Origin of the sequence: Pseudomonas sp. NY15463 (genome assembly GCF_048068415.1) — a bacterium.
GTDB lineage: Bacteria > Pseudomonadota > Gammaproteobacteria > Pseudomonadales > Pseudomonadaceae > Aquipseudomonas > Aquipseudomonas mosselii_C.
Genome location: NZ_JBLUQD010000004.1, coordinates 519848 through 545679 on the forward strand (window position 1 = coordinate 519848; position 25832 = coordinate 545679).

25 protein-coding genes and 1 other RNA gene are annotated in these 25832 nt (G+C 63.6%); 9 read left to right on the forward strand and 17 right to left on the reverse strand.

Features of this window, described 5'->3' with window-relative positions:
• Positions 1 to 81 precede the first annotated feature (81 nt).
• Positions 82 to 1764 (forward strand): GspE/PulE family protein, encoded by a 1683-nt coding sequence (locus tag ACNFIC_RS13080; protein ID WP_138221527.1) that lies wholly within the window; start codon positions 82 to 84, stop codon positions 1762 to 1764.
• 93 nt (positions 1765 to 1857) lie between these two features.
• Positions 1858 to 2172 (forward strand): DUF2388 domain-containing protein, encoded by a 315-nt coding sequence (locus tag ACNFIC_RS13085; RefSeq protein ID WP_138221526.1) that lies wholly within the window; start codon positions 1858 to 1860, stop codon positions 2170 to 2172.
• 65 nt (positions 2173 to 2237) lie between these two features.
• Here the strand turns inward: ACNFIC_RS13085 and gcvP are convergent, their stop codons facing one another.
• The 10 genes from gcvP to ACNFIC_RS13135 all read right to left on the reverse strand — a co-directional run bounded on the left by gcvP (position 2238) and on the right by ACNFIC_RS13135 (position 14600).
• A complete protein-coding gene (gene gcvP / locus ACNFIC_RS13090; protein WP_416781154.1) occupies positions 2238 to 5111 on the reverse strand; it encodes an aminomethyl-transferring glycine dehydrogenase in 2874 nt (957 codons plus the stop codon).
• Between the two features lie 146 nt (positions 5112 to 5257).
• Positions 5258 to 5641: a glycine cleavage system protein GcvH gene (gene gcvH / locus ACNFIC_RS13095; protein WP_416781155.1), complete on the reverse strand. Its 384-nt coding sequence runs from the start codon at positions 5639 to 5641 to the stop codon at positions 5258 to 5260.
• Positions 5642 to 5688: 47 nt separating this feature from the next.
• Positions 5689 to 6771 (reverse strand): glycine cleavage system aminomethyltransferase GcvT, encoded by a 1083-nt coding sequence (gene gcvT / locus ACNFIC_RS13100; RefSeq protein ID WP_138221523.1) that lies wholly within the window; start codon positions 6769 to 6771, stop codon positions 5689 to 5691.
• Positions 6772 to 6892: 121 nt separating this feature from the next.
• Positions 6893 to 8515, reverse strand: coding sequence for an ABC transporter permease (locus ACNFIC_RS13105; protein ID WP_416781156.1), 1623 nt, complete (start codon positions 8513 to 8515; stop codon positions 6893 to 6895).
• Positions 8516 to 8651: 136 nt separating this feature from the next.
• Positions 8652 to 9653: an extracellular solute-binding protein gene (locus tag ACNFIC_RS13110; RefSeq protein ID WP_416781157.1), complete on the reverse strand. Its 1002-nt coding sequence runs from the start codon at positions 9651 to 9653 to the stop codon at positions 8652 to 8654.
• A 133-nt stretch (positions 9654 to 9786) separates the two neighbouring features.
• Entirely contained in the window at positions 9787 to 11004 is a 1218-nt protein-coding gene (locus ACNFIC_RS13115; protein WP_171031011.1) for a 2-octaprenyl-3-methyl-6-methoxy-1,4-benzoquinol hydroxylase, read from the reverse strand.
• A 9-nt stretch (positions 11005 to 11013) separates the two neighbouring features.
• Entirely contained in the window at positions 11014 to 11496 is a 483-nt protein-coding gene (locus ACNFIC_RS13120; RefSeq protein ID WP_138221519.1) for a DUF4442 domain-containing protein, read from the reverse strand.
• Positions 11493 to 12692, reverse strand: coding sequence for a 2-octaprenyl-6-methoxyphenyl hydroxylase (gene ubiH / locus ACNFIC_RS13125; RefSeq protein WP_138221518.1), 1200 nt, complete (start codon positions 12690 to 12692; stop codon positions 11493 to 11495). The genes ACNFIC_RS13120 and ubiH overlap by 4 nt, the downstream gene beginning before the upstream one ends.
• Entirely contained in the window at positions 12689 to 14023 is a 1335-nt protein-coding gene (gene pepP, locus ACNFIC_RS13130; protein ID WP_138221517.1) for a Xaa-Pro aminopeptidase, read from the reverse strand. Before pepP ends, ubiH begins: the two co-directional genes overlap by 4 nt.
• A 22-nt stretch (positions 14024 to 14045) precedes the next feature.
• Positions 14046 to 14600, reverse strand: coding sequence for a YecA family protein (locus ACNFIC_RS13135; RefSeq protein ID WP_138221516.1), 555 nt, complete (start codon positions 14598 to 14600; stop codon positions 14046 to 14048).
• Between the two features lie 153 nt (positions 14601 to 14753).
• Here ACNFIC_RS13135 and ACNFIC_RS13140 point away from each other — a divergent pair, with 153 nt between their 5' ends.
• The 4 genes from ACNFIC_RS13140 (at position 14754) to ACNFIC_RS13155 (ending at position 16147) form a co-directional block, all read left to right on the forward strand.
• The gene (locus tag ACNFIC_RS13140; RefSeq protein ID WP_416781179.1) at positions 14754 to 14963 is read left to right on the forward strand and encodes a TIGR02449 family protein; all 210 of its coding nucleotides are present in this window, start codon (positions 14754 to 14756) and stop codon (positions 14961 to 14963) included.
• Complete coding sequence (locus tag ACNFIC_RS13145) at positions 14960 to 15277, forward strand: cell division protein ZapA (RefSeq protein ID WP_416781158.1); 318 nt, start codon at positions 14960 to 14962, stop codon at positions 15275 to 15277. Before ACNFIC_RS13140 ends, ACNFIC_RS13145 begins: the two co-directional genes overlap by 4 nt.
• A gap of 17 nt (positions 15278 to 15294) precedes the next feature.
• Positions 15295 to 15474: non-coding RNA, 6S RNA (gene ssrS / locus ACNFIC_RS13150), on the forward strand.
• A 64-nt stretch (positions 15475 to 15538) separates the two neighbouring features.
• Positions 15539 to 16147, forward strand: coding sequence for a 5-formyltetrahydrofolate cyclo-ligase (locus tag ACNFIC_RS13155; protein ID WP_416781159.1), 609 nt, complete (start codon positions 15539 to 15541; stop codon positions 16145 to 16147).
• Between the two features lie 19 nt (positions 16148 to 16166).
• On the opposite strand, the gene ACNFIC_RS13160 is transcribed toward ACNFIC_RS13155, so the two are convergent.
• Positions 16167 to 16322 carry a hypothetical protein gene (locus ACNFIC_RS13160; RefSeq protein WP_171031010.1) on the reverse strand — a complete coding sequence of 52 codons (156 nt, stop codon included), beginning with the start codon at positions 16320 to 16322 and terminating at the stop codon, positions 16167 to 16169.
• Positions 16323 to 16499: 177 nt separating this feature from the next.
• On the opposite strand from ACNFIC_RS13160, the gene ACNFIC_RS13165 reads away from it, so the two are divergent.
• Positions 16500 to 16952, forward strand: coding sequence for an EVE domain-containing protein (locus tag ACNFIC_RS13165; protein WP_416781160.1), 453 nt, complete (start codon positions 16500 to 16502; stop codon positions 16950 to 16952).
• Here the strand turns inward: ACNFIC_RS13165 and ACNFIC_RS13170 are convergent, their stop codons facing one another.
• Complete coding sequence (locus ACNFIC_RS13170) at positions 16953 to 17357, reverse strand: flagellar basal body-associated protein FliL (RefSeq protein WP_138221512.1); 405 nt, start codon at positions 17355 to 17357, stop codon at positions 16953 to 16955.
• A gap of 157 nt (positions 17358 to 17514) precedes the next feature.
• Here ACNFIC_RS13170 and ACNFIC_RS13175 point away from each other — a divergent pair, with 157 nt between their 5' ends.
• Positions 17515 to 18492 carry an NADPH:quinone oxidoreductase family protein gene (locus ACNFIC_RS13175; RefSeq protein ID WP_416781161.1) on the forward strand — a complete coding sequence of 326 codons (978 nt, stop codon included), beginning with the start codon at positions 17515 to 17517 and terminating at the stop codon, positions 18490 to 18492.
• A gap of 97 nt (positions 18493 to 18589) precedes the next feature.
• Here the strand turns inward: ACNFIC_RS13175 and ACNFIC_RS13180 are convergent, their stop codons facing one another.
• The 5 genes from ACNFIC_RS13180 to trxA form a co-directional block, all read right to left on the reverse strand.
• Complete coding sequence (locus ACNFIC_RS13180; protein WP_138221510.1) at positions 18590 to 19240, reverse strand: gamma-glutamylcyclotransferase; 651 nt, start codon at positions 19238 to 19240, stop codon at positions 18590 to 18592.
• A gap of 292 nt (positions 19241 to 19532) precedes the next feature.
• A complete protein-coding gene (locus tag ACNFIC_RS13185; protein ID WP_138221509.1) occupies positions 19533 to 20501 on the reverse strand; it encodes a CDP-6-deoxy-delta-3,4-glucoseen reductase in 969 nt (322 codons plus the stop codon).
• Positions 20501 to 21967, reverse strand: a complete 1467-nt coding sequence (gene ubiD, locus ACNFIC_RS13190; RefSeq protein WP_138221508.1) for a 4-hydroxy-3-polyprenylbenzoate decarboxylase — start codon at positions 21965 to 21967, stop codon at positions 20501 to 20503. Before ubiD ends, ACNFIC_RS13185 begins: the two co-directional genes overlap by 1 nt.
• Positions 21968 to 22168: 201 nt before the next feature.
• Positions 22169 to 23428 (reverse strand): transcription termination factor Rho, encoded by a 1260-nt coding sequence (gene rho, locus ACNFIC_RS13195; RefSeq protein ID WP_011536308.1) that lies wholly within the window; start codon positions 23426 to 23428, stop codon positions 22169 to 22171.
• A gap of 310 nt (positions 23429 to 23738) precedes the next feature.
• Positions 23739 to 24068, reverse strand: coding sequence for a thioredoxin TrxA (trxA, locus tag ACNFIC_RS13200; RefSeq protein ID WP_138221507.1), 330 nt, complete (start codon positions 24066 to 24068; stop codon positions 23739 to 23741).
• A gap of 241 nt (positions 24069 to 24309) precedes the next feature.
• Here trxA and ppx point away from each other — a divergent pair, with 241 nt between their 5' ends.
• Positions 24310 to 25812 carry an exopolyphosphatase gene (ppx, locus tag ACNFIC_RS13205; protein WP_416781180.1) on the forward strand — a complete coding sequence of 501 codons (1503 nt, stop codon included), beginning with the start codon at positions 24310 to 24312 and terminating at the stop codon, positions 25810 to 25812.
• Positions 25813 to 25832: the final 20 nt, after the last annotated feature.

A 25832-nucleotide genomic window follows, 5' to 3' on the forward strand; every position in this document is an offset into this window, starting at 1 on the left:
AGTTCGGAAACCCTTTGCCGGCTCGCAGGCTGCCGCGTGCGGCTAGCCTTCCAGGTCCAACCACCTGGCAAGGATGCCGCCATGCTCGCCAACGACACCCTGGATCTCGACCTGCGCCGCCTGCTCGACGCCCTGCTGGACGAGCAACGGATCACCGCCAACGCAGCCCTTCAGGCCTTGGAGCGGGCCCAGACCAATGCCGCCGAACACCCACTCGAACTGATCGCAGGGCTGGCCTTGCCCGACCCGAAACAACCCGGCCAGCAACTGAGCCTTGAACGCCTTTGCCAGTGGCTGGCGGCGCGGGTAAAGCAGCCCTACGTGCACATCGATCCGTTGCAAGTCGACCTAGCCCAGGTTGGCGCACTGATGTCAGCCGCCTTCGCCAGGCGCCACGGCATCCTCGCCATAGCCATCGACGCCACGAGCGTGACCGTGGCAAGTGCCCAGCCCTACCAACGGGACTGGGAGGCCGACCTGGCCCGCAGCCTGGGCAAGCGCGTACGCCGGGTCGTGGCCAGCCCCACGCAGATTCGCCAGCTCGCCGCCACCTTGTTTGGCTTGGCCCACTCGGTACAGGGCGCCGACCAGCAGCAACCCGCCGCGCTCGGCGAGTTGGAACAACTGCTGGAGCTGGGCGCAGGAAACAGGCCTGCTGCGGCGGACGATGCGCATATCGTGCATGTGGTCGACTGGATGTTGCAGTACGCCATCGAGCAACGCGCCAGCGATATCCACCTCGAACCCCGCCGCGAACAAGGCCACCTGCGCCTGCGCATCGATGGCCTGCTGCACACGGTCTATGCGTTCCCAACAGGGGTCACGCTGGCGATGAGCAGCCGCCTGAAGCACCTGGGGCGCATGGACGTGGCAGAAAAACGCCGGCCACAGGATGGTCGCCTGAAGCGTCGCCTGCCCGGCGGCGACGAGGTCGAACTGCGGCTTTCCACCCTGCCAACGCCGTTCGGCGAAAAACTGGTGCTGCGCTTGTTTGATCCCGGGCAACGCCACGAAACTCTCGAATGTCTTGGCCTGGAAGGCACCCTGCTGGAGCGCTGGCGCTCTCTGCTCAGCCAACGCCAAGGCATTCTGCTGGTGACTGGCCCCACCGGTTCCGGCAAGACCAGCACCCTCTACGCCAGCCTGCGACACCTGGCGACCCCGCAGATGAACGTGTGCAGCATCGAAGACCCCATCGAACGCCTGGAACCTGCGATCAACCAGTTACAGGTGCAGCCCGCCCTGGACCTGGGTTTCGCCGACGGCGTGCGCGCCATGCTGCGCCAGGATCCAGACATCATCATGATCGGCGAGATCCGCGACGCGCAAACCGCGCAGGCGGCGGTGCAGGCTGCCCTGACCGGGCATCTGGTGCTCTCGACCCTGCACACCAACGATGCCTGCGCCGCCATCACCCGCCTGTTGGAAATGGGCGTGGCCCACTACCTGATCAGGGCCACGCTGATCGGCGTCATGGCGCAACGCTTGGTGCGGATGCTGTGCCCGCTGTGCCACCCCACGACACAAGCGAACGGGCAGGTTTGTCAGCAATGCCGGGGAACCGGCTTTCACGGCCGTACCGGGTTGTTCGAATTGCTCAGGGTCAGCGACGGCGTGCGTGAGCGGATCACCCCCGGCGTGGACTTGGCGGCTTTGCACCAGTACGCACAGGCCGAGGGTATGCGTGACCTGCGCCGCTGTGGCGAAGACCGCATAAACCGGGGCATGACCTGCGTGGAGGAGGTGCTCAGGGTCTGTGGATAACCGACAAATGCCCCGTGTGGCCGGGAACTTGGATCAGGGCAGGAGGATCAAAGCGAACATATCCACAACCCTCATCGACCGAGGTGATTCACCATGCGTTTCAAAACAGCCATCGCAGCCACCGTCCTGTTCGCACTGCCCATCGGTTCGGCCATGGCCGACGGCTTCTGGCGCAACATCATCTCGTCGGGAGCCACTACTGCCTCGACCTACCTGACCTTCAAGGACCATAAGCTGATCGTCGCTGCCCAGGACGATGCCGGCAGCTTCGTCGCAAGCGACGGGGCTATCCGTGGCCCGTTCTTGGAAGCGGCCATTCGCCAAGTGCGCGCCGACAACCCAGGCGTGCAGGCCAGTGACATGGACCTGGCCAACGCGATCCTGGCCAAGAACGCCGTGGCCGAGTGAGCCTCGTCGGATAAGCCCGTTCTCGCGCAGGTTCGATCAAGCCCCTGCGCGAGAGCCCCCGCCCGTTAGCGATAGGCTTGCAACGGAACACACGCACAGAACAGGTTCCTGTCCCCATAGACGTTGTCGACCCGGTTCACCGCCGGCCAGTACTTGTGCTGGCGCGCGTGAGCGCTGGGGGCGATGCCCTGCTCAATGCTGTAGGGGCGATGCCACGGTACTAGCACATCGGCCAAGGTATGCGGGGCGTGCTTGAGCGGATTGTCCTCGGCGGGCCAGTGGCCCTCCTGCACCTGATCGATCTCGGCCCGGATCGCCAGCATCGCTTCGACGAAACGATCGAGTTCGGCCTTCGACTCGCTCTCGGTGGGCTCGACCATCAGCGTGCCCGGCACCGGGAACGACATGGTCGGGGCATGAAAGCCATAGTCCATCAGGCGCTTGGCCACGTCCTCCTCGCTGATGCCGGTAAGCGCCTTGAGCGGGCGCAGGTCGAGGATACATTCATGCGCCACGCGCTGGTTACGACCACGGTAGAGCACCGGGAAAGCATCGTGCAACTGACAGGCCAGGTAATTGGCGGACAGGATCGCCACTTCGCTGGCATCAGCCAGTTGCCAGCCCATCATGGCGATGTACATCCAGCTGATCGGTAGAATACTGGCGCTGCCCCAGGGCGCGGCGCTGACCGCGCTGTTGTTCGGGTCCAGCCCAGGCACCGGCACTACCGGGTGACTGGCAACGAACGGCTTGAGGTGGGCGCGCACGCCTATCGGGCCCATGCCCGGCCCTCCTCCACCGTGGGGGATACAGAAAGTCTTGTGCAGGTTCATGTGCGAAACGTCGGCGCCGATGTCGGCCGGACGCGTCAGCCCGACCTGGGCGTTGAGGTTGGCGCCATCCATGTACACTTGGCCACCGTGCTGGTGGATCACCTCGCAGATCTCGCGAATGCCTTCCTCGTAAACCCCATGGGTCGACGGGTAGGTAACCATCAGGCAGGACAGTCGCTCCCCGGCGGCTTCAGCCTTGGCCTTGAGGTCGTCGATATCGACGTTACCGTGCACGTCGCACTCGACGATCACCACCTCCATGCCGGCCATCTGCGCCGACGCCGGGTTGGTGCCATGCGCCGAGGATGGGATCAGGCACAGCGTTCGCCCCGGCTGCTGGCGGCTGCGGTGGTAGCGGGTGATCGCCATCAGCCCGGCGTACTCACCCTGGGCACCGGAGTTGGGCTGCATGCAGATGGCATCGAAGCCGGTGATGGCGCACAACCAGCTTTCCAGCTCGTCGATCATCGCCTTGTAGCCCTGCATCTGCGCCGCAGGCGCAAAGGGGTGCGGCTGGGCGAACTCAGGCCAGGTGATGGGAATCATCTCGCTACTGGCGTTGAGCTTCATGGTGCATGAACCCAACGGGATCATCGACTGGTTCAGCGCCAGGTCCTTGTTCTCCAGTTGCTTGAGGTAGCGCAGCATCTCGGTTTCGCTGTGGTGCAGGTTGAACACCGGATGTTGCAGGATAGGCGTGCGCCGCAGCAGCGCAACGGGGATGCCCTCGGCCAGCGCCTGCTGGTCGAGGGCATCGATATCCAGGCCATGGTCGACACCCAGGAAGATGTCGAACAGCTTCAGTACGGTGGACTCATCGCACGTTTCATCCAAGCTCACACCCAACTGCCCGCGCCCGAGGATGCGCAGGTTGATGCGTGCGGCCTCGGCGCTTTCGATGATCGCAGCCTGGGTGCCGCCGACGTCCAGGGTAAGGGTGTCGAAAAAATGCGAATTGAGGCGCTTGAGGCCTTTGCTATGCAGCCCAGCGGCAAGGATGGCGGTCAGCCGATGCACCCGCTGGGCAATGCGGCGCAGGCCTTCAGGGCCGTGGTAGACGGCATAGAAGCCGGCGATGTTGGCCAGCAGCACTTGCGCGGTGCAGATATTCGAGTTGGCCTTCTCGCGGCGGATATGCTGCTCGCGGGTCTGCAGCGCCATGCGCAGGGCGGTGTTGCCACGCGCATCGCGAGACACGCCGATGATGCGCCCAGGCATGGCCCGCTTGTAGTCGTCGCGGCAAGCGAAATAGGCCGCATGCGGTCCGCCATAACCCATGGGCACGCCAAAGCGTTGGCTAGAACCCAGCACCACATCCGCCCCTTGCTCGCCGGGTGGGGCGAGCACCACTAGGCTGAGGATATCGGCGGCAACGCAGGCCAAGGCCTGCTGGCTGTGCAACTGGTCGATCAGCGGGCGCAGGTCGCGCACCTCGCCATGGGTGTTGGGGTATTGCAGCAAGGCGCCGAATACCGCGTGCTGGCCAAGGTTATCCACAGCATCGACGATCAGCTCGAAACCGAAGCCTTCGGCACGGGTCTTGAGTACCGAGAGCGTCTGCGGGTGGCAATGCTCGTCCGCGAAGAACGCGTTGCTCTTGCTGCGCGCGACACGCCGGGCCAGGGCCATGGCCTCGGCGGCAGCGGTGGCCTCGTCCAGCAGCGAGGCATTGGCCAACGGCAGGCCGGTGAGGTCGATGACCATCTGCTGGTAGTTCAGCAACGCTTCCAGCCGACCTTGGGCGATTTCCGGCTGATAGGGGGTGTAGGCGGTATACCAGCCCGGGTTTTCCAGCACATTGCGCAGGATGACCGTAGGCGTGAGGGTGGCGTGGTAGCCCATGCCGATCAGGCTGGTCCAGAGCTGGTTCTGTGCGGCGTAGCCGGCAAGCTTGGCCAGCGCGGCCTGCTCGTCCAGGGCCGCAGGTAGCGCCAGCGGGCCATTGAAGCGAATGCCTGGCGGTACGGTCTGCTCGATCAGTTCGCTGCGGCTGGCGACACCCAGCGCGGCGAGCATGGCCTGCTGCTCCTGGGCATCGGGCCCCAGGTGGCGTTGCAGGAACGGGTTGGCGACGTGCAGTTGACGCAGGGAGGGCGACTGGGACATGGCGAGATCTCTTCCTGGACCAGTTCTCTAGGAGACTTACAAGTCTAGGAAGGATTGCCGATTGTGCGGGGATTATTGCGCTTTTGCAGCGCACGCTATCGCCGAACAAGCCCGCTCCTAGCAGAAGGGGCATGCTCGGCGAACGATCATTCGCCGATAGCGGCCTTGTAGCCGGCAGCGTCGAGCAGCTTGTCCAGCTCGGCCTTGTCGCTTGGCTTGAGCTTGAAGATCCACGAGGTATAAGGGTCTTCGTTGAGCTGTTCCGGGCTGTCGGCCAGTTCGTCGTTGACGGCGATCACTTCGCCACTCACCGGGGCATAGATGTCCGATGCGGCCTTCACCGACTCGACCACGCCAGCAGCGTCGCCAGCGGCGAAGACCTTGCCGATTTCGGCCAGCTCGACGAACACCACGTCACCCAGGGCCTGCTGGGCGTGATCGCTGATACCCACAGTCACGCTGCCGTCGGCTTCCAGGCGGGCCCACTCGTGGCTCTCGGCGAAACGCAGGTCGGCGGGAATATTGCTCATGTCTTGTCTTCCTCGTTTGGGTCAGCGGTCGGCCCGCCGTTGAATGTTCAGATCAGGATCTTGCCGTGACGCACGAAGGTGGGCTTGACCACCCGTACCGGGTACCACTTGCCGCGAATCTCCACCTCGGCACGCTCGCCAGTGGCCATGGGCACCCTGGCCAGGGCAATGGACTTGCTCAGCGTAGGCGAGAAACTACCACTGGTGATCTCCCCTTCGCCAATCCCGGATACCCGCACCACCTGATGGGCGCGCAATACACCGCGCTCTTCGAGCACCAGCCCGACCAATTTTTCCTTAACGCCCTGCTCGATTTCCGCCAGCAGGCCGGTACGGCCAATGAACGCGCGGGCGGCGGGCTCCCAGGCGATACTCCAGCCCAGGTTGGAGGTCAGCGGGGTATGGGCTTCGTCGAGGTCCTGGCCGTAGAGGTTCATGCCGGCCTCAAGACGCAAGGTATCACGTGCGCCAAGGCCGCTCGGGGCGATGCCGGCGCCCACCAGGTCGTTGAAAAACGCAGGCGCCTGATCACCCGGCAGGATGATCTCCAGGCCGTCTTCACCGGTATAGCCGGTACGCGCGATGAACCAGTCAGCTTCGGCGACGCCCTCGAACGGACGCAGCTCACGAATCAGGGCAGCGCGCGACGCACTGAGCAACGCGGCGACCTTTTCGCGGGCGTGCGGGCCCTGGATCGCCAGAATCGCCAGCTCCGGCCGGGCGTGCACGCCGACCTTGAAACCCTCGCTCTGAGCACGCAGCCAGTCCATGACCTTGTCACGGGTAGCAGCGTTGGCCACCAGGCGGTAGCCGTCTTCGGTGCGATAGGCGAGCAGGTCGTCGATGACCCCGCCGTCGTGCTTGAGCAGAGGGCTATAGAGTGCCATGCCGGGGCGCTCCAGGCGTGCCACGTCGTTGGCCAATACGTGCTGCAACCAGGGCGTGGCGGCGGCGCCGTCGATGTCGATCACCGTCATGTGGGAGACATCGAACACCCCACAATCACTGCGCACCTGATGGTGCTCCTCGACCTGCGAGCCATAATGCAGGGGCATTTCCCAACCGCCGAAGTCGACCATCTTGGCGCCAAGCGCCAGGTGAAAGTCATACAGAGGCGTACGCTGTCCCATGGGTTTCTCCTTCCGGGCGTGGCGAGGCGGCGGGTGGGCGGTGTTTATTCACCACCTGTTCTTGTAGGAGCCGCCGCGCGAATGCCGCGCATTGTAGCCGCAAGGGCACGGCCTGACACCCTTAGCGCGATTGTCCCGGACGATGGGCCGAACGGCGGATCAGGCCAATAACTGGCAACAGGCCAACCAGCACCAGGCTCAGTGCTGGCAGCGAGGCCCGCGACCACTCGCCCTCGCTGGTCATCTCGAACACCCGCACCGCCAGCGTATCCCAGCCAAATGGGCGCATCAGCAGGGTGGCCGGCATTTCCTTGAGCACGTCGACGAACACCAACAGCGCAGCGCTCAGGGCACCGGGCACCAGCAGCGGCAGATACACCCTGAAAAACAATCCTGGCCCCGAAACCCCGAGGCTGCGTGCCGCCTCCGGCAGCGACGGGCGGATACGCTCAAGACTGCTTTCCAGCGGACCATAGGCCACGGCGATGAAGCGCACCAGGTACGCCAGCAACAGCGCCGACAGGCTGCCCAGCAGCAATGGCTTGCCAGCGCCACCGAGCCATAGCGACAGCGGGATCACCAGTTGGTTGTCCAAGTAACTGAACGCCAACATGATCGCTACCGCCAGGACCGAACCTGGCAAGGCATACCCCAGGTTGGCCAGCCCGACCCCGGCAGCAACCGCAGGGGTCGGCGCCTGACGCCGGGCGAAAGCCAGCAGCAGGGCCACGCATACCGTGACCAGCGCGGCCATCGCGCCCAGGTAGAGTGTGTGCAGCACAAGGCTCACGTAGCGCTCGTCGAGGTCGTGCCGGCCGCGTTGCCAGAACCACGCCAGCAGTTGCAGCAGCGGGATCACGAACGCGCACGCGAATACCAGCAGGCACCAGCCGCTGGCCGCCCAGGCCTTGAGGCCATGCAGGTGATACAGCGCCTGCCCGCGTGGCCGCTCGTGGCCGCTACGGCTGGCACCGCGCGCACGGCGCTCGCCGTACAGCACTAGAATCACCGCCAACAGCAACAGGCTGGCCAACTGCGCCGCGCTGGAAAGGCTGAAGAAGCCGTACCAAGTCTTGTAGATGGCGGTGGTGAAGGTGTCGAAATTGAACACCGCCACCGCGCCGAAATCGGCCAGGGTCTCCATCAACGCCAGCGCGATACCGGCGCCGATGGCAGGGCGCGCCATGGGCAGCGCCACGCGCCAGAACGCTTGCAGCGGCGACAACCCCAGTACCCGCGCAGCCTCCATCAGGCCCTTGCCCTGGGCCAGGAAGGCGGTACGCGCCAAGAGGTACACATAGGGATAGAACACCAGCACCAGCACGGTGATCACGCCACCGGTGGAGCGCACCCGAGGCAGGCGCATGGGCCCGAACACTTCGCGCAGTGCGGTCTGCACGGGGCCGGCGAAGTCCAGCAGGCCGACGAACACGAACGCCAGCACATACGCCGGGATGGCGAACGGCAGCATGAGTGCCCAGTCCAGCCAGCGCCGCCCGGGGAATTCGCAAAGGCTGGTCAGCCACGCCAGACTCACACCCAGCACGCTCACCCCCACACCCACGCCCACCACCAACGTCAGCGTGTTGCCCAGCAATCGGCCCATCTGGGTATCGAGCAGGTGCGCCCAGATCTGCCCGTCGACCGTTTGCCAGGACAGCAGCAGCACGCTCAGCGGCAGCAGCACCAGGATGGCAGTGAGGCCGACGGGGACGTACCAGCGGCGTTGAGGGGTGTGGGGCAAGGGCAAAGATCTCGGTGGCGGTGCAATCGCATCGCGGGCATGCCTGCGCCCACCAGGGCCGTATTCGCAGAACCGGTGGGAGCGGACTTGCCCGCGAAGGGGCCGCAGAAGGCCCCGCAAGGATAAAGCCTGGCGCTTAGTTCCAGCCAGCCCGGTCCATCAGCTTGATGGCTTCGGCCTGGCGTTTGCCGGCCACTTCCACCGGGATGCTGTCTGCCTTGAAGCTACCCCAGGCCGCCACCTCCTGCGATGGCTTGACCTGCGGGTTGGCCGGGAATTCCTGGTTGATGTCGGCAAACAGCTTCTGCGCCTTCTCCCCGGTCATCCATTCCACCAGCTTGGTGGCGGCCTGCGGGTGCGGTGCATGCTTGGTCAGGCCTATACCCGAAAGGTTGACGTGTACACCACGGTCGCCCTGGTTGGGCCAGAAAATCTTCACCGGCAGCTTCGGATCCTGCTGGTGCAGACGTCCGTAGTAGTAGGTGTTGACGATGCCGACGTCGCACTGGCCGGCTGCAATCGCCTGGATCACCGCGTTGTCATCGGAGAACACGTCGGTGGACAGGTTGTTGATCCAGCCTTTGACCAGCTTCTCGGTGGCAGCCTCGCCGTGGTTCTCGATCAGGGTGGCGGTCAGCGACTGGTTGTACACCTTCTTCGCCGTGCGCAGGCACAGGCGGCCTTCCCATTGCTTGTCGGCCAGGGCTTCGTAGGTGCTCAGTTCAGCGGGCTTGACGCGATCGGTGGAGTAGACGATGGTCCGCGCGCGCAGGCTCAGGCCGGTCCAGTCATGCGACGAAGCGCGGTACTGCGGCGGGATGTTCTGGTCGATGATGCTCGACTTGATCGGCTGCAGGATGCCCATCTGCTCGGCCTGCCAGAGGTTGCCGGCATCGACGGTCAGCAGCAGGTCGGCCACGCCGTTCTGCCCTTCGGCCTTGATGCGCTGCATCAGCGGCGCTTCCTTGTCGGTGATGAACTTGACCTTCACACCCGTTTCGGCGGTGTAGGCGTCGAACACCGGCTTGATCAGCTCGTCGATACGCGAGGAATACACCACCACTTCGTCGGCTGCCTGGGCGGTGCCACCGAACAGGGTGAGGGCCAGAGCGGCCAGTAGGGGCTTGCGGGGCAACATGGGGGCACTCCTCGCTGAAATGAGAGGTGCGAATGGTAGTGAATCCCATTTTTGCGCTCATCCCTGGAGCAGTTACCGGATGTTGCAGAAGGTGTTGCGGGGCACGTCGCAGCGGTGCGCCCCGCGCCTGGCCTCAAGCCCTGGCCAGCGCCGGCAGGTCCCCGGACAGCCCCAGTGCCTGGCGCACGAACAACGCCTTGGCCTCGGGCATTTGCTCCACCAGCTTCAGGCCACTGTTGCGCAGCCAGCGCAACGGCAGCGGGTTGGCCTGGAACAGGCGCTCGAAGCTCTCCATGGCGGCCATCAAGGCCAGGTTGTGTGGCATGCGCCGACGCTCGAAACGGCTGAGCACCTTCACATCGGCCAGACGCTCGCCGCGCTCGCAGGCCCGTACCAGCTCTTCGGCCAACACCGCCGCGTCAAGAAAGCCCAGGTTCACCCCCTGCCCCGCCAGCGGGTGGATGGTGTGGGCCGCATCACCGATGAGCGCCAGACCTTCCTGGACATAGCGCTTGGCGTGGCGCTGGCGCAGCGGTACGCAGAGCCGAGGGTCTGCCGCCAACACCTGTCCCAGGCGCCCTTCGAAAGCGCGCTCGAGCGCCTGGCAGAACGCGGCATCGTCCATTGCCATGGCCTGCTCGGCCTGCTCGGGGGTAGTCGACCAGACAATCGAGCACCAATCCTGCTGGCCGTCCCGGTTCAACGGCAGAAACGCCAGCGGGCCTTCGTCGGTGAAACGCTGCCAGGCCGTGGTGCGGTGCGCCTGGCTGCAACGCACGCTGGTCACGATGGCGTGGTGCAGGTAATCCCACTCGCGGGTTTCGCAGCCGGCCAAGCGGCGTACGGCGGAATTGGCGCCATCGGCGGCGATCACCAGCGGCGCGCGCAAGCGGCGGCCATCGGCAAGGGTCAGCAGCCACTCGTCACCCGAGCGGCGCAATTGCTCCAGGCGCGCGTTGGGTAGCAAGCCCACGTCGCTGTCGTGCAGACGCTCCAGCAGGCCGTCCTGCACCACCCGGTTCTCAACGATATGCCCCAGCACCTGGGCATGCACACTGGCAGCCGAGAAGTGGATCTGGCCTGTGCCGCTGCCGTCCCAGACGTGCATGTCCGAATACGCCGACACCCGTCGCCGGGCGATGCCTTCCCACGCACCCAGGCGCTCGAGGATACGCTGGCTGGCCGCCGACAGGGCACTGACGCGCGGCTCGAATGGCGCCTGCGCATCGAACGGTTTGACCGACAGCGCACTGCCATCGAGCAGGAGAATCTCCAGGCCACTGTGACGCAAGGCCAGGGCCAGGGCGCTGCCGACCATACCGGCACCGACAATCACTAGATCTGCGCGCATTTCCATGCCTTACGCCTGCCTCGCTTGCGGCTTGAGCCGCACATATAGGGTTTTCTCGACCCGCGCCACCAGCTCGCCGGCCGCGTCGCGGATCTCTACCTGCAGATGTGGCAGGTACTTCTTGCCGCTGGCGGTCTGCTGGCGGATGTCCTCAAGCAGCGCATCATCGACGTGGAACTCGGCGTACACCGGGCCTTTGCCGGGCGAGATGAAATCGATGCTGGCAGCCTTGTCCCAGACGATGTAGTCGCGCCCCAACTGCTCGATCAGCAGCAGCATGTAGAACGGGTCGACCATCGAATACAGGCTGCCGCCGAACTGGGTGCCGACGTAGTTGCGATTCCACCGCGTCAGCTTCATGCGCACCTTGACGCTGCGCATGTCAGGGCTGATCGACAGGATGCGAATACCGGCACCGAGGTAGGGCGGGTAAAGGTTCAGCAGCCAACGCAGCATGCGCGCGCGCCGCACCCGTTTACGCGTCTGGCTCATGCCTGGCCTCGCGGATCAGGGCGAGTACCCAGGCCCATGGCCTGGCGGGCAAACCAGCTTCTTGCCGGTGGCAGCAGGTCCAGCCCCAGCAGGCCGATGTTGCGCCCAGCGGCCATCAACGGCTGGTTGCTGCCGAACAGGCGTGTGACCTGATCGGAGAAGCCGATGGTCAAGGCCTGGTCGAGGCGCTGGCGCTGATGATAGCGCTGCAGCGTGGCCAGATCACCTGGGTGTTGCGGACCGGCCAACAGTGCATCGGCGAGCGACTGCACATCGCGCAGCGACAGGTTGAAGCCCTGCCCGGCGATCGGGTGCAGGCTATGGGCGGCATTACCGAGCACGACCAAGTGCGGGCGCACCTGCTCCTGGGCCTCGACCAGTGCCAGCGGATAGAGGTGCCGCGCACCGACCTGGCGCAAGCCGCCAAGCCGATAGCCGAATACCTCCTGCAACTCGCGCAGGAAGCTGCGCTCGTCCAGTTCGGCCAGACGCCGGGCGTCCATTCCCTGGCGCGTCCAGACCAATGCGCAACGGTTGTCCGGCAATGGCAGCAAGGCCATCGGGCCCTGCTCGGTGAAACGTTCGAAAGCCTGGCCGCGGTGGGGCTCGCCTGGGGTGATGTTGGCGATCAGCGCGCTCTGATCGTAGGGGGTGTTGCGCACATGGATGCCCAACTGCTCGCGCAACCCGGAGCGCCCGCCGTCGGCCAGTATCGCCAGGTCGCATTCGAGCGACGTGTCATCGTCCAACTGCACGCAATAGCCACCGGCTATCGGCTGCAACGCCTTGACTTCGGCAGGGCAGCGCCAAGTGACGACCTCGCTGTCCAACGCCTGCCACAGGCACTGTCCAAGCCAGGCGTTCTCCACGACGTAGCCGAGCGCCGGCACGCCCTCCTCCTGCGCGTCCAGACGCGTCGCGCCGAAACGGCCACGGTCGGACACATGGATCTGGCGAATCGGCTCGGCACGCCGACCGATAGTCGACCACAGGCCCAACTGGTCGTAGATCTGCCGGGTGCCATAGGACAGCGCCGAGGAGCGCGCGTCGTAGCTGGGCTGGAAGCTGTCGCCGGGGGCGAACGGCTCGATCAGCAGGATCTTCCAGCCGCGCGCCTTGGCACCGGCTTGCAACGTGAGAGCCAGGCTGGCACCGACCAGCCCGCCACCGATGATCGCGAGGTTCACCCGACTCATGCCACCGCCTTGCGGGCATCGTGCATCAGCGCCTCGATCTCGGCGACGGTCTTGGGCACGCCGGTGGTCAGGATTTCACAGCCTTGTCGGGTCACTACCACGTCGTCCTCGATCCTTATGCCGATACCGCGCCACTTCTTCGCGACATCCTGATTGTCGGCGGCAATGTAGATGCCAGGTTCCACCGTCAGCGCCATGCCGGGCTCAAGCACCCGCCACTGGCCGCCGACCTTGTATTCGCCCACATCATGCACGTCCATGCCCAGCCAGTGCCCGGCACGGTGCATGTAGAAGGCGCGATAGGCCTCGCTGTCGATCAACGCCTGCACCTCACCCTTGAGCAGGCCCAGTTCCACCAGGCCTTCGGTGATCACCCGCACGGTCGCCTCGTGCGCGTGGTTCCAGTGCTTGCCTGGGGCGATCTGGGCGAATGCCGCTTCCTGGGCCTTGAGCACCAACTCGTAGATAGCCTTCTGCTCAGGCGAAAAACGCCCGCTCACCGGGAACGTACGGGTGATGTCGCTGGCGTAGCAGTCGATCTCGCAACCGGCATCGATCAATACCAAGTCACCGTCCTTGAGCGGGGCGTCGTTCTGCTGGTAATGCAGGATGCAGCCATTGCGTCCAGCGGCGACGATCGAGCCGTAGGCCGGCATCTTCGCCCCGCCTTTGCGAAATTCGTAATCCAGCTCGGCCTCCAGGCTGTACTCGTGCAGCCCAGCACGACAGGCCTGCATTGCCCGCACGTGGGCACGGGCGGAAATCGCCGCAGCTTCGCGCATCACCTTCACTTCTGCCGCCGATTTATACAGGCGCATGTCGTGCAGCAGGTGATCCAGGGCAACGAATTCGTTCGGCGGCTGGGCCCCCAGGCGGGCCTTGGAGCGGATCACATTGATCCAGTCCATCAGCCGGCGGTCGAACTCGGGGTTGCTGCCCATGGCGCTATAGACGCGCTCGCGGCCCTCGATCAGGCCGGGGAGGATCTCGTCGATGTCGGTGATCGGGAAAGCGTCGTCGGCGCCGAAGTCGCGTACCGCGCCCTCCTGCCCTGCACGCAGGCCATCCCACTGCTCACGTTCAGGGTTGCGCTCGCGGCAGAACAGCACGTACTCGCCGTGCTCGCGGCCTGGGATCAGGGCGATCACGGCCTCGGGCTCGGGGAAACCACTCAGGTACTGGAAATCGCTGTCCTGGCGGTACACGTGCTCGACGTCACGGTTACGAATGGCAACGGCGGCAGCGGGCAGGATGGCAATGCTGTTGGGGACCATCTGCGCCATCAGCGCCTTGCGCCGACGGGCGTACTCCGCCTTGGGTATGTGGCTCATGGGCAAACGTCCCCGCTCGAAATCAGTGCAGCGATGGTTTTGGCGCAGGTGCGGCGGGCGCGGCCAGCTCCGTGTAGAGCAGCAGCGGGGCGACGCGCAGGTACTCCATGACTTCCATGTAGTCGCTTTCGCCGTCTTCGGATTCTTCCAGCGCTTCCTGCACCTGCGAGATTGCGACCAGGTCCTGGAGCACTTCCTTCGCATCGGTGGACAGGTCCTTGCCGCCGGCGTTCAGCCCAAAGCCGGTGATGAAGCCCTGACACCACTGGCCCAGCGCAGCAGCACGGTCGGTCAGCGCCGCGTCATCGGAAGGCAGCAGCAGGACGATGGCGACGTCTTCGCCGGTCAGCTCGGCCTTGACCATCTCTTGCAGGCCGATCAGGGCGTTGCGCACGTTGTCGCCAGGCTCGGTCTCGAGCAGTTGGGCGGCATCGGCCAGCCAGGCGTCGGCATCGAAGCCGGCACCGGCGCAGCTGCGGCCGATCAGTAGGCCGTGCAGCTCAGCCGGGGTGACAGGATGGCCATTGCTCGAAAGCAGCATGGCGAAGGCAATGTAGGGCGATTGGGTATTGGGCATGGGCAGCTAGGCGCCAGACGGCGCAATGACTAGAATGAAGGCCTTGTATCCTAGCACCGGCAGGCGCGCCAAGACCATCAGCACTGGCCGCCAAGCCCCCGTGCAGGCATGATCGCCAGGTGAGTCGACGATGGAGCGAATCGAGTGCAAGCCATGCAAGAGAACGACCTGCAAGCGTTGATGAGCCGGTTCGAGTTGCTGATCGAGCGAGTCGAGCAACTAAAGCGGCAAAACGCACTCTTAGTAGCTCAGGAAAAAACCTGGCGCGAGGAGCGCGCCCACCTCATCGAAAAAAACGAGATCGCCAAACGCAAGATCGAATCGATGATCATGCGCCTCAAGGCCCTGGAGCAAGACTCATGAGTTCAAGCAATAGCGTCACCGTCCAGATCCTCGACAAGGAATACTCGATCATCTGTCCGCCCGAGGAGCGTAACAACCTGGTCGGTGCCGCCCGCTACCTGGATGGCAAGATGCGCGAAATCCGCAGCAGCGGCAAGGTGATCGGCGCCGACCGTATTGCCGTGATGGCCGCGTTGAACATCACCCATGAACTGCTGCACCGCCAGGACCGCCCGGAAGCCGCCAGCGGCGGCGCCACCCGCGAGCAGGTGCGCGACCTGCTGGAACGGGTCGACCAGGCACTGTCCGACGACCCGGTTAGCAAAAGCGACTGAGATTGGTATACTGGCGCCACTCCCTGGGGGATGCGCCAGTCGGTTATGTCCCTGAGCCGATACGCACAACCACGGGGGTTGCACGCTGGGGCCGGTGTGCATGTCCGCCCGACGGAAAGCCTTAACGCCCCCTGCAATCTCCACCTTGAACTTTCGGGTTCAAGGGCTACACCGATAGCGGTCTTATCGGGGAGCCTCATTCCATTGCCCGCCTTCATGGCGGGCGATTCGTTTTGGTCGCCAGCCTGGATCACCCGTGCCATGACCGATACCTCGCCACTGACCCGCCCCCAGCTGCGCCGCCTGTTACGCAACGCCCGCCGCGCCCTCACCCCGGCCCAGCAGCGCCAGGCCGCGCTTGGTCTGTACCGCCAGCTGGCACAGCACCCGCTGTTTCGGCGGGCCCGGCATATTGCCCTGTACCTGCCCAACGATGGCGAGATAGACCCGCGCCTGCTGCTGCGCGAGGCGCACAAACGCGGCAAGTCCGTGTATCTGCCGGTGCTGCACGCCTGGCCACGCACACGCATGGTGTTCCAGCGTTTCGAGCAGGGCGAGCGCCTGCGTCCTAATCGCTTTCGCATCGCGGAGCCGGTGATCGAGCGCAGACGGCAACGACCGGTCTGGGCGCTGGACCTGATCCTGCTGCCGCTGGTCGGTTTCGATGAGGTGGGTGGACGACTGGGGATGGGCGGGGGCTTCTACGATCGCAGCCTTGCCTACCAAGGGCGGCGTAAAGGCTGGAAAAAACCGTTGCTGCTGGGACTCGCCCACGAGTGCCAGAAGGTCGAGCGCCTGGCTCAGGCGAGTTGGGATGTGCCGCTGCGTGGGACGGTTTCGGACCGTGACTGGTACTGGGCGCCCACGTAAGACCGGAGCCGGCTCAGGCTCAGCGCTGCGCCTGTTGCGCGGGATTGACCGGCGCCTGCTGGTAGGCGGCGTCGAGCTTGCGCTCCCAGAAACCCTGCGCATAACCGGTGGTGACCACGCCCAAGCCAAAGATGAAGGCGAGGATCCAGAGCAGGTCCGGCTTGCGTTGTTTCATGGTTTGCCCCCTAAGTGCCACTGTCCATGCTCGGCGGCTTTCTGGATGGCTGCCGGAGCGTCTAGCGTTAAAATCGGCGCATTTTCCGACAACATGAGTCGACACGCAAACGTTGACGCCAACCGACTGTCGGTTTGATGCAACTAGTTATTACAAACTTTTTCAGGAGCACCCGGCATGGCCTATTGGCTGATGAAATCCGAGCCAGATGAGCTGTCCATCCAAGCCCTGGCCCGCCAGGACGGCGCGCGTTGGGACGGGGTACGCAACTATCAGGCACGCAATTTCGTACGCGCCATGAATGTGGGCGACACGTTCTTCTTCTACCACTCCAGCTGCCCGCAGCCAGGGATCGCCGGAATCGCCCGGATCACCGCGTCAGCCTACCCCGACCCAACCGCACTGGACCCCGAGAGCCACTACTTCGACACCAAGGCCAGCGCCGAGAAAAACCCTTGGAGCGCAGTGGATGTGGCGCATGTGCGCACCTTCAGCCAGGTCCTGGGCTTGGGCCTGCTCAAGCAACAGGCCGCGCTGGAAGAGCTGCCCCTGGTGCAAAAAGGTAGCCGCCTGTCGGTGATGCCGGTGACCGAGGCCCAGTGGGCAGCCATCATGGCCCTGGCCGGTTGATTACTGCACGATCAGGTTGTTGAACAGCAGGTCCTCGACGATGGGCTTGCCCTCTTCGGACTCCATCACCTGCTGAACCTGCTTCAGGGCTTCCTGACGCAGCTTTTCCTTGGCTTCGACATTGCTCATGTCATCCACCCCTTGTTGGGTGAACAGCGCCACCAGTTGGTTGCGAATCAACGGCTCGTGGTGCTTGACCGCCGCAGCGGCCGCGTCGCCGGTTACCCGCAGGGCCACGTCGGCCTTGTAGACACGCAGCTTGGGGCCGCCATCGAGGGCGTAATTGCCGACGAAGGGCGGACTGAGGCTGATGTAGGCCACCTTCGGCTGCCCGTCCTTGGCTTCCTCGGCCATCGCTGCGGCCGGCAACAACAGGGCCAGCACCATCAAGATCCACGCTTTCACGAATTCGCTCCTCAAAACAGTTGGCGCCAGCTTACCCAGCGCACAGGCCAAACCCAAGCCCCAGGTTATACAGGCGTATCAGGGTCGGCCATGCTCGTTGACCCGCGTTGCGGACTTCCTCTACATATCGGCCAACACCGACAAAGGAATAGCCCTGATGAAAGCCTTGTTGTGCAAAGCGCTCGGCCCGGCGCAAGACCTGGTCCTGGAAGAGGTGGCAAGCCCTTCGCCGAAGAACAACGAGATCCTGCTGCAGGTCCATGCTGCGGGCGTCAATTTTCCCGATACCCTGATCATCGAAGGTAAATACCAGTTCCAGCCGCCACTGCCGTTTTCGCCGGGCGGCGAGGCGGCGGGCGTGGTGGCAGCGGTCGGCGAGAAGGCCGGCGCCTTCAAGGTGGGTGACCGGGTCATGGCCCTGACAGGCTGGGGGGCGTTCGCCGAAGAAGTGGCGGTGCCGCACTACAACGTGCTGCCAATTCCCGCCGGCATGGACTTCACCACCGCTGCCGCCTTCGGCATGACGTACGGCACCTCTATGCACGCCCTGACCCAACGCGGCCAACTCAAGGCCGGGGAGACCTTGCTGGTCCTCGGTGCCTCGGGCGGCGTGGGTTTGGCGGCGGTGGAGATCGGCAAGGCGCTGGGCGCACGGGTAATCGCCGCAGCCAGCAGCAGCGAAAAGCTTGCCGTGGCCAAGGCTGCCGGGGCCGACGATCTGATCGACTACGGCCAGGCCAGTCTCAAGGACGAGATCAAGCGCCTGACCGGTGGCCAGGGCGTCGATGTGATCTACGACCCGGTTGGCGGTGCGCTGTTCGACCAAGCGGTGCGCGGCCTGGCCTGGAACGGTCGGCTGTTGGTGGTGGGTTTTGCCAGCGGCACAATCCCGCAGTTGCCAGTCAACCTGGCGCTGCTCAAGGGTGCGGCAGTGATCGGCGTGTTCTGGGGCGCATTCGCCCAGCGTCAGCCCCAAGACAACGCCGCCAACTTCCGCCAGCTGTTCGCCTGGCATGCCGAAGGCAAACTCAACCCACTGGTCTCACAGACTTATCCGCTGGCTGAAGGCGGTGCGGCCATTGAGCAACTGGGCCAGCGCAAGGCTGTGGGCAAGTTGGTGGTAGCGATCCAGTAGGTGCACGGCACTGCGAGCCTCGCAGGCAAGCCCGCCCCGCCAGAAACCGCATGACCTGCGGGAGCGGGCTTACCAGCGCAGAGGTCGGCAGATTGAATCAGACCTCGCGCAGGTTGTGGCAGCGACGAAACCGCGCTTCCAGGTTGCGATCGGGCATCTGGTGGCTGCGCAAGGCGTTGAGGGTCTGCTCGACATACTCACGGGTGGTGCCATAGCGGCCCTTGGCACTGGCCAGGATCTGGCTGAGCAAGGTGTCTGGCAGGTTGCCGGCATAGCATGGCAAGTGCCGTTCCAGCACAAAACCCAGCGCCTGCACCTTGCTGCCATCGTTCAAGCGGCAGCTTAGCCAATGCGGACGGTACGCCGGATAAGGCATTTCGCGTTGCCACAGGGCCATCAGCGAATCGTCGAGGCGGCTGTCGTCCAAGCGGTAGGCGAAGCCGCTGCATGAACCACCTCGATCCAGGCCGAACACCAGCCCAGGGCATTCCGGCGTGCCACGGTGTTCGTGGGACCACAGGTAAAGACCGCGGTGATAGCCATGCACGCGGGCACGCTGGCGCTCCACTGACTGGCATTCCGGTCGCCATATCAGCGAGCCGTAGGCAAACAACCAGACCGGGCCACCGTCATGTTGTGACATGGTCGCCTGCATCGAATGCTGCAATTGCTCGCGCGTCAACTGTTCGCCGAAGTCCAGCGAGGGGGGATATGAAACTTGCCAGGAAACACTTTCAAGCGTCGACATGGGCTGCCGCCATCAAAACCGATATACCGTTCGGACGCCCCCGCACAACGGCGTAGCAGACCGTGGGAGCGGGCTTGCCCCGCGATTGGATCTGGCCTCTAACGTAAAACAGGAGACGGCTTAGGCTCAACCCCCGCAGCAAACTTTCACGCAATCTTCCGCCCAACGGAAAGTCAGCGTGCGCATCTAACGAAAGTTATAAGTCAGTTAGGTAAGTATGGGCGCTATATAGCCGAGGTTGAAAAACGGCTCATATAACCCCGGCCTGCCCTTGCAGCAGGCCGGGCGACAGTCAACCGCGAGGCGCGTAGGCGAACACGTCAGCGCGCATGCGGTGGGCGTCCATCCCGGCCTCGACCAAGGCGTCGAGGGTGGCGTAGACCATGTTCGGCGAGCCGCTGGCGTACACATGCACCTGGTTCAGGTCGCCGATATCTTCGCAGACGGCTTCGTGTAACAAACCGCAGCGCCCTTCCCACACACACTGATCACTCACTACCTTATGCAGGAACAGATTAGGCAGTTGCTGCCACTCGCTCCAGTGCTCGATCTGGTAGAAATCCTCGGGCCGCCGTACCCCCCAGTACAGGTGAACCGGGTGCTTGAAGCCCTGCGCACGGCAGTGTTCGACCAGGCTGTGCATCTGGCCCATGCCCGTGCCGGCCGCGATCAACACCAGCGGGCAGTCGGGCAGCTCGGCCAGGTGCGTGTCGCCAAAGGGCAGCTCGATGCGCGCCAGGCCGTTACGTTGCAGTTGCTCGATCAACTGCACCGCGCTGCTTTCACGCGCCAGAACGTGCAGTTCAAGCTCGCGCCCCGCGTGGGGTGCCGACGCCAGCGAGAACGCCGCCTTGTCGGCGCCTGCCCGCTCGATCATCAGATACTGCCCGGCGTGGTAGCGCAGCGGCTTGCCGGCCGGAGCACGCAGACGCACCCGCCAGACATCGCCACCCACCTCGACGCACTCGCTGACGGTGCAGGCGAGCGAGCGCACCGGCAGCTCGCCCAACGCCAACACGCCATCCCACAGCAGCACGCAGTCTTCCAATGGCTCGGCGATGCAGGTGAACAGCTCGCCATGATCGCGCACCTGCCCCTCCTGGCGCACTCGGCCTTCCACCAGCAATGCAGCACACACATGACAGTTGCCGTTGCGGCAGCTGTTCGGGCAGTCGTAGCCCAGGCGCCGCGCCGCATCAAGGATCCTCTCGCCCGGTTCGACGGCCAGCACTGCCCCGGACGGCTGCAACGTTACCTGCATCAATCTATTCCCAACTGATCCCACAGCTCATCGATACGGCGGGTGACGGCCTCGTCCTTGACGATGGCGCGCCCCCATTCACGCGTAGTTTCGCCCGGCCATTTGTGCGTGGCGTCCAGGCCCATCTTCGACCCCAGCCCCGATACCGGCGATGCGAAATCGAGGTAGTCGATGGGCGTGTTGTCGATCATCACCGTATCACGCTTGGGGTCCATGCGCGTGGTGATGGCCCAGATCACGTCGTTCCAGTCGCGGGCATTGATGTCGTCGTCGGTGACGATAACGAACTTGGTGTACATGAACTGTCGCAGGAACGACCACACACCCAGCATTACGCGCTTGGCGTGACCGGGGTACTGCTTCTTCATGGTCACCACCGCCATGCGGTACGAGCAACCCTCCGGCGGCAGGTAGAAATCGACGATTTCAGGGAACTGCTTTTGCAGGATTGGTACGAACACTTCGTTCAGCGCCACACCCAGGATCGCCGGCTCATCCGGCGGTCGGCCGGTGTAGGTGCTGTGGTAGATCGGCTTTTGTCGGTGAGTGATACGCTCGACGGTGAACACCGGGAAGCTGTCCACCTCGTTGTAGTAGCCGGTGTGATCGCCATACGGGCCTTCAGGGGCCATTTCGCCGGGATGGATCACGCCTTCGAGGATGATCTCGGCAGTGGCCGGCACTTGCAGGTCGCTGCCGCGACACTTGACCAGCTCGGTCCGGTTGCCGCGCAACAGGCCAGCGAAGGCGTACTCGGACAGGGTGTCCGGCACCGGGGTGACGGCGCCCAGGATGGTCGCGGGGTCAGCGCCCAGGGCCACGGCCACCGGGAACGGCTGGCCTGGGTGCTTCTCGCACCATTCGCGGTAGTCCAGCGCGCCGCCGCGATGGCTGAGCCAACGCATGATCACCTTGTTGCGGCCAATCACCTGCTGGCGATAGATACCCAGATTCTGGCGGTCTTTGTTCGGGCCGCGGGTGACGGTCAGGCCCCAGGTGATCAAGGGTGCCACGTCACCAGGCCAGCAGTGCTGGATTGGCAACTGAGCAAGGTCGACGTCCTCCCCCTGCACCACCACTTCCTGGCACACCGCGTCCTTGACCACCTTGGGCGCCATGGAAACGACCTTCTTGAAGATCGGCAGCTTGGACCAGGCGTCCTTCAGCCCCTTGGGCGGCTCGGGTTCCTTGAGAAAGGCCAGGAGTTTACCGATTTCGCGCAATTCTTCGACCGACTCGGCGCCCATGCCCATAGCCACGCGCTCGGGGGTGCCGAACAGGTTGCCGAGCACCGGCATGTCGAAGCCGGTGGGCTTTTCGAACAGCAACGCCGGGCCCTTGGCGCGCAGGGTGCGGTCGCAGACTTCGGTCATTTCCAGAACAGGCGAGATGGGAACCTGGATGCGCTTGAGTTCACCGCGCTGTTCCAGGCCACGGATGAAGTCGCGCAAATCGCGATACTGCATGCAAGGGCCTCGTGTGGGGCATGTCGGTCGGGGGACAGAGTGTAGCGCCGTTGAGGGGGTAAAGGCCAAAAATGACTTGGGGCTGCTTCGTGCCCATCACGACACAAGGCCGCTCCTACAGGATGACACGTTGCCCTGTAGGAGCGGCCTTGCGCCGCGATGGGCTGCGAAGCAGCCCCAATCAATACCGGTCTGAAACGCTTACTTACGTTTCATCGATAGGAAGAACTCATCGTTGGTCTTGGTCTGCTTGAGCTTGTCGACCAGGAACTCGATGGCGGCAATTTCGTCCATCGGGTGCAGCAGCTTGCGCAGGATCCACATACGCTGCAGTTCGTCGTCAGCGGTTAGCAGCTCTTCGCGGCGGGTACCGGACTTGTTGATGTTGATGGCCGGGAACACACGCTTTTCGGCGATGCGGCGATCCAGTGGCAGCTCCATGTTGCCAGTACCCTTGAACTCTTCGTAGATGACCTCGTCCATCTTCGAACCGGTCTCGACCAGCGCGGTGGCGATGATGGTCAACGAACCGCCTTCCTCGATGTTACGAGCGGCACCGAAGAAGCGCTTCGGCTTCTCCAGGGCGTGGGCGTCGACACCACCGGTCAGGACCTTGCCGGAACTCGGGATCACGGTGTTGTAGGCACGCGCCAGACGGGTGATGGAATCGAGCAGGATGACCACGTCCTTCTTGTGCTCAACCAGGCGCTTGGCCTTCTCGATCACCATTTCGGCGACCTGCACGTGGCGAGTCGGCGGCTCGTCAAAGGTCGAGGCGACCACTTCGCCGCGCACGGTGCGCTGCATTTCGGTCACTTCTTCCGGGCGCTCGTCGATCAGCAGAACGATCAGGTGGCACTCGGGGTTGTTGCGGGTGATGTTGGCCGCGATGTTCTGCAGCATGATCGTCTTACCGGCTTTCGGCGGCGCGACGATCAGGCCACGCTGGCCCTTGCCAATTGGAGCGCACAGGTCGATGACACGGCCGGTGAGGTCTTCGGTGGAGCCGTTACCGGCTTCCATCTTCAGGCGCTTGTTCGGGAACAGCGGCGTCAGGTTTTCGAACAGGATCTTGTTCTTCGCGTTTTCTGGACGGTCGAAGTTGATGGTATCGACTTTCAGCAGGGCGAAGTAACGTTCCCCTTCCTTCGGCGGGCGGATCTTGCCGACGATGGTATCGCCGGTGCGCAGGTTGAAGCGACGGATCTGGCTGGGCGAGACGTAGATGTCGTCAGGGCCGGCCAGGTAAGAGGCATCTGCCGAGCGCAGGAAACCGAAACCATCCTGGAGAATCTCCAGCACGCCGTCACCCGAAATCTCTTCGCCGCTCTTCGCATGCTTTTTCAGCAGGGCGAAAATCACGTCCTGTTTGCGCGAACGGGCCATGTTTTCGATGCCCATCTGTTCGGCCATTTCCAAAAGATCGGTAATCGGCTTTTGCTTGAGTTCAGTGAGATTCATAAGGGGAATGACGTAATCATGTAAGAAGGGGAGAAGTTAAGCATTTGGCTTAATGAGGCCGCGCCGCTAGATGGCGACAGGATCGCGTACTGATTCGAATTAGGGATGCTTCGGCGACGGCGTGCAGAGGGCACTGGAGAAGCAGTGCGAGGCCGAATGTAACACTTGCTTTTTTCGACGTCTAGTGGTTTTGGCCATGGTCGTCGGCCCGTTTTTGTCCAAGAGGCCCATATTCTGGGTCGTGCCTGCCTCCGCAGAAATGTCCTACGTCAATAAAAGAAAAGCCCCGCATTTGCGGGGCTTCTTCACATCACAGGTTGGCGTCGAGGAACGCCTTGAGCTGCGACTTGGACAACGCGCCGACCTTAGTGGCCTCGACGTTGCCGTTCTTGAACAGCATCAGGGTCGGGATACCACGTACACCGTGCTTGCCAGGAGTCTCCTGGTTTTCATCGATGTTCAGCTTGGCGATGGTCACCTTGCCTTGATACTCGGCGGCGATGTCGTCCAGCACAGGCGCGATCATCTTGCATGGGCCGCACCATTCAGCCCAGTAGTCGACCAGCACCGCGCCCTCGGCCTTCAGTACTTCGGCTTCGAAGCTGGCGTCAGTGACATGTTTGATAAGATCGCTGCTCATGGATATCTCCAGGTCGTAAGCAAAAAACGTTGCCCATCATAGCCGCACCCTCGCGCGACAGGAAGCCACAAGCGATTGAGTGTATCTATAGTTGAGCAAGACGCCACGAATCGAAACTGTCATGTGTCTGTCATAGCATTGCTACGACGTTGCCATGTATCAAGCCCGGCGATGCCGCGCGTTGGCGTATGGCCACGATCGTGGCACGATTGCCGGGTTAACGACCGAGAACATCCAGATCATGCCGCATACCACCGCGAAGAACCTGTCTCTGATCGCTGCCATCGACCTTGGCTCCAACAGCTTCCACATGGTCGTGGCCAAAGCCCACCATACCGAGATTCGTATTCTCGAGCGGCTGGGGGAGAAGGTTCAACTGGCCGCTGGCATCAACGAAGAGCGCCATCTCAGCGAAGAAGCCATGCAGCGCGGCCTTGAGTGCCTCAAGCGCTTTGCCCAGCTGATCAACGGCATGCCCGCAGGCGCTGTCCGCATCGTGGGCACCAACGCCCTGCGCGAGGCCCGCAACCGCAATGAGTTCATCCAGCGCGCCGAGGCTATCCTGGGGCATCCGGTTGAGGTCATCTCCGGCCGAGAAGAGGCGCGCCTGATTTACCTCGGGGTTTCGCACACCCTGGCCGACAACCCAGGCAAACGCCTGGTGGCTGACATCGGCGGCGGCAGTACCGAGTTCATCATTGGCCAGCGCTTCGAGCCGCTGCTGCGCGAAAGCCTGCAGATGGGCTGTGTGAGCTTTACCCAGCGCTATTTCCGCGACGGCAAGATCACCCCGGCGCGCTATGCCCAGGCTTACACCGCCGCCCGCCTGGAGTTGATGAGTATCGAGAACGCCCTGCACCGCCTGACCTGGGACGAGGCCATCGGCTCGTCCGGGACCATCCGCGCCATTGGTGCCGCGATCAAGGCCGGTGGCTTGGGTAACGGCGAGGTCAATGCAGAGGGCCTGGCCTGGGTCAAACGCAAACTGTTCAAGCTCGGCGACACCGACAAGATCGACTTCGAAGGCGTCAAACCCGACCGCAGGACGATCTTCCCAGCAGGCCTGGCAATCCTCGAAGCCATCTTCGATGCCCTCGAACTACAGCGCATGGACCACTGCGACGGCGCGCTGCGCGAAGGTGTGTTGTTCGACCTGCTGGGGCGCCACCACCACGAGGACGTGCGCGAGCGCACGCTCAATTCGCTGATGGAGCGCTACCACGTCGACCAGGGCCAGGCCGCGCGCGTGGAGCGCAAGGCATTGCACGCCTTTGACCAGGTGGCTGAAGCCTGGGGGCTGGAGGAAGGCAACTGGCGCGATCTACTGGGATGGGCAGCGAAAATCCATGAAGTCGGGCTGGATATCGCCCACTACCACTACCACAAACACGGTGCCTACCTGATCGAGCACTCCGACTTGGCCGGTTTCTCCCGTGAAGAGCAGCAGATGATGGCGCTGCTGGTACGTGGCCACCGCCGCAATATTCCCAAGGACAGGTTCAACGAACTCGGCGATGAGAGCGTGCAACTGATTCGCCTGTGCGTACTGCTGCGCTTTGCCATTCTGTTCCACCATATCCGCGGCACCCAGCAGATGCCGAAGGTAGAGTTGAAAGCGAGCGAGAACAGCCTGGAAGTGGTTTTCCCGGACGGCTGGCTTGAAAAAAACCAGCTGACCCAAGCCGACTTCGCCAACGAGGCGGAGTGGTTGGCGCGGGTCAATTTTGTGCTTAGTGTCAGGTAATCGCGTTATGGGGGCTGCTT